At 64.1% G+C, this 2,328-nt stretch carries 3 protein-coding genes and 1 pseudogene; 3 read left to right on the forward strand and 1 reads right to left on the reverse strand.

The genetic code is table 11. The features are described from left to right. Together AC5JJ6_RS09950 and AC5JJ6_RS09955 are read left to right on the forward strand one after the other, a co-directional pair. Positions 1 to 554: pseudogene (locus AC5JJ6_RS09950) on the forward strand (phenylalanine 4-monooxygenase); the annotation flags it as partial. A 15-nt stretch (positions 555 to 569) separates the two neighbouring features. After that, complete coding sequence (locus AC5JJ6_RS09955; RefSeq protein WP_496041889.1) at positions 570 to 1,277, forward strand: SDR family NAD(P)-dependent oxidoreductase; 708 nt, start codon at positions 570 to 572, stop codon at positions 1,275 to 1,277. On the opposite strand, the gene AC5JJ6_RS09960 is transcribed toward AC5JJ6_RS09955, so the two are convergent. Beyond that, positions 1,270 to 1,665, reverse strand: coding sequence for a response regulator (locus AC5JJ6_RS09960; protein WP_496041890.1), 396 nt, complete (start codon positions 1,663 to 1,665; stop codon positions 1,270 to 1,272). The two genes, AC5JJ6_RS09955 and AC5JJ6_RS09960, sit on opposite strands and share 8 nt — an antisense overlap. Before the next feature lie 150 nt (positions 1,666 to 1,815). Between AC5JJ6_RS09960 and AC5JJ6_RS09965 the strand changes: the two genes are divergently transcribed. Beyond that, entirely contained in the window at positions 1,816 to 2,151 is a 336-nt protein-coding gene (locus AC5JJ6_RS09965) for a hypothetical protein (protein WP_496041891.1), read from the forward strand. The last annotated feature ends 177 nt before the right edge of the window (positions 2,152 to 2,328 follow it).

The raw sequence follows: 2,328 nt of genomic DNA on the forward strand, positions 1-2,328 counted from the left end.
GGTTCCCGGCAGGGCAGTTCATCCGCAGGGCGGACCAGCTTGACTACATCGAGGAGCCTGATGTCTTCCACGATGTCTTTGGGCATGTACCCATGCTCGCTCACCCCGTCTTTGCCGATTACATGGAAGCCTATGGTAAAGGGGGGCTGCGCGCGCAGGGGATGGGCGTATTGGCCAACCTTGCCCGCGTCTACTGGTACACGGTCGAGTTCGGCCTGATCAGCGGTGCGGAAGGGCTGCGGATCTACGGCTCGGGCATCGCGTCGTCACGGACGGAAACGATCTTCGCCCTGGAAGACCCCTCCCCCAACCGGGTCCGGTTCGACTTGGAGCGCGTCATGCGGACGCTGTACCGGATCGACGATTTCCAGGAAACCTACTTCGTCATCGAGGGTTTCGACGACCTGCTAGCCCTGGCCGACATCGATTTCGGGCCGATCTACCGCCGCGTATCGGCGCTGCCGGATCTTGACCCTGGGACGATCGATCCGACTGACAGCGTCCTTCATCGCGGCACGGGCGCCTATCATAAAGCCCGACGCAACGTCGCCTAGAACGGAGGTTTGGCAATGCTGGACTTTGGAAACCGGACGGTCGTCGTGACCGGCGCCGGCGGAAATCTGGGTTCCGCCGTGGCGCATGCCTTCGAAGCTCACGGCGCCAATCTGGCGCTCCTCGACCGCGACCGCGATGCTCTGGGAGCAGCCTTCGGCGCCGAGGACGACAACCGCCTGCTGCTGCCGGTCGATCTGCTGGACCGCGAACGCGTAAGGGCGGTCATCGACATGGTCATGGAGCGCTTCGGCAGGATCGACGCGCTGTGCAATATCGCCGGCGGCTTCCAAATGGGAGAGCAGGTCCACGAGACGTCGGATCGGACGTGGGATTTCCTGATGGACATCAACGCCAGGACGCTGATCCACGCTACGGGCGCCGTCGTCCCGCATATGCTGAAAGCCGGCCGGGGCAGAATCGTCAACGTCGGCGCCAATGCCGCAACGCGCGGCGTCGCGCGGATGGGCGCCTATTGCGCCGCCAAGAGCGCCGTGATCCGCCTTACCGAGTCGATGTCGGGCGAACTCCGCGAACACGGCATCAACGTGAACTGCGTCCTGCCCAGCATCATAGACACGCCGGAAAACCGTGCCGCCATGCCGAAGGCCGACCCCAGGCACTGGGTAGCGCCGGAAGATCTGGCGTCCGTCATCCTGTTTCTGTCGTCCGACGCCGCGCGTGCCGTCCACGGCGCCGCGATCCCGGTGACCGGTCTCAGCTGATCGGCTGCTTCGCCAGGATATGGACGTTGAGTACCGCCGTGATGTCGGCATCGCGGAAAGGCTTGCTCAGCATGGGCCGGTGACGATGGGCGGCGGGAATTCCGTCGATGCCGTGGCCGGTCGTGAAGACGAACGGCAGGCCCTTGGCCGCAAGGGCATCCGCAACGGCGTCGACCCGCTCGCCCCGCAGGTTGACGTCGAGCAGAGCGCCGGCGAATCCGCCCGCCTCGATCAGTGAGAGCGCCTTCTCCACGGAGGCGGCCGGTCCGACCAGGGATGCACCCATGTCCTCGATGATGCTTTCCAGCACCATGGCAACCAGGGGCTCGTCCTCCACGACGAGGATGGTTGAGGTTTCGCTCAGCTCAAGGCTCCCTTCGATACGCAAGTTTCACGGTGATATTGGCTGACAGGGGCGGGATTGAAGACCCTCTGCGCGTCAAAAATGAGACCTGATACCGATTGGTGCCGGCCGAGCCCCTTGGGCCAGGTGCTGCTCCACAGGAGTCCTTGAAGACTTCAACCGTAGCGGGATAGGTTGCAACCGAATGAGGTTCCGGAGTGTTCGGCATCTCGAAGGCAGGGGGAGGCGACAATCGCATCGCGCAAAGCTCAGGCGAGCGGATCGGCCAAATCGATAGCTCAGGTCACCGGCGAAACGATCGAGCGCGACCGGCTGCGCGCCGAACTCGACCGCCTGCGTCAGGAGGTATCCAGCCTTCAAGCACGCATCGAGGAGGCGAACGATCAGCGCGTCGCCGATGCCGAACGTCATCAGGGGGAAGTGGACAGGCTTGAAGCCACGGTGAAGCGTCTCCGCGCCGAACTGGCTGAGGCGCAACGGCCCTGGCTGGCAAAGCTCCTGCGCCGATAGTCCGGCGCAGGAAATATCAGGCGCCGAAGGTGGATCAGGCGCTCAGAAGATCGGCGAGCGTCAGCGCAACCACCTGGGTCGCTTTGCGCAGATCCTCCAGCACCAGCTTCTCGTCCGCCCGGTGCCCGTTGGCATCCAGCAGGGAGTGCGGCCCGGCGCCGTAAAGGATGGTCGGAA

The organism is Skermanella sp., assembly GCF_059503625.1.